Origin of the sequence: Sphingomonas sp. ABOLH (genome assembly GCF_003951715.1) — a bacterium.
Taxonomy (GTDB): Bacteria; Pseudomonadota; Alphaproteobacteria; order Sphingomonadales; family Sphingomonadaceae; genus Sphingomonas; species Sphingomonas hankookensis_A.
In genome coordinates this window covers 1-1249 of the sequence record NZ_QQWV01000106.1, presented here as the reverse complement: position 1 = coordinate 1249, position 1249 = coordinate 1, and the positions used below count along the sequence as shown (strand labels likewise).

1 pseudogene is annotated in these 1249 nt (G+C 64.4%); it reads right to left on the bottom strand.

What is annotated here, in order from left to right:
* Positions 1-114: 114 nt before the first annotated feature.
* Positions 115-1184 (bottom strand): annotated as a pseudogene (locus tag CA237_RS19430) (IS3 family transposase); the annotation flags it as partial.
* Positions 1185-1249 lie beyond the last annotated feature (65 nt).

Genomic DNA, 1249 nt, shown 5'->3' with positions numbered 1-1249 from the left:
TGACGTGACCCCGGTCTTTCATCCAGCGGCAACCAGAGGCCGACCGTGGTTTTCGCGCATGAGCGCAGGTGAAGCAACGGGCGGGGTTAACCCCGCTCGTTGCTGTTCGAGCCCGGCAGCGAACGCAGCCGGGGTATCGTAGCCGAGCGAAGAGTGTGGCCGCTCGGTGTTATAGTCGTCGACCCAGCGCGCCAGAATCGAGCGGGCCTGACCGATGGTGAAGAACAGCGTCTCGTTGAGGAGCTCGTCGCGCATGCGACCGTTGAAGCTCTCGACAAAGCCATTCTGCGTCGGCTTGCCAGGCGCGATGTAGTGCCACTCGACGCCGACATCTCCCGACCAGACGAGCACCGCGTTCGACGTCAGTTCAGTCCCGTTGTCGCTGACGATCATCTTCGGCCTGCCGCGCTCGGCGATCAGATCGGCCAGCTCGCGCACGACCCGCCGGCCCGAGATTGAAGTGTCCACTACCGCCCGGAGGCATTCGCGCGTGACGTCGTCGACGATGTTGAGCACGCGGAACCGTCGGCCGGTAACGAGCTGGTCGTGCACGAAGTCCAGGCTCCAGCGCTGATTGGGAAGTGCCAGCACCGGCGCGGGCGCCCGGCTGCCTGTGGCACGCTTTCGTCCCTTCCGGCGCCTGACAGTCAGCCCTTCCTCACGATAGAGCCGCTGGGTCTTCTTGCGGTTGATCGTGATGCCGTCCCGGCGAAGCAAGATGTGCAGACGCCGATAGCCGAACCGCCGGCGCTGCTGCGCCAGCTCACGCAAACGCGACCGCAGGTCGCCATCATCCGACCGGCACGAGCGATACCGCATGCTCGTGCGGTCTGCCCCAATGACCATGCACGCCCGCCGCTCGCTCATCCCTAACGTCGCCTGGAGATGCGCGACCGCTTGCCGCTTCGCGGCGGGCGTCACCACTTTTTTGACAGCAGGTCTTTCAACCCCGCGTTGTCGAGCATCGTGTCCGCCAATAACCGTTTGAGCCGGGCGTTCTCCTCTTCGAGCGACCGCAGCCGCTTTGCGTCAGACACCTCCAGGCCGCCGAACTTCGCCTTCCACGCATAGTAGGTCGCGCTCGACATCCCGTGCTTGCGGCACAGCTCCGTCACCACCGCCCCCGCCTCGGCCTCCTTCAGGATGCCAATGATCTGCTCTTCCGAAAACTGCTTCCGCTTCATTCCGTCCGTCCCTTCGAGGGGCCGGTCTCTAGTTCCAGATGGATGAAGAAACGGGGGTCACGTCA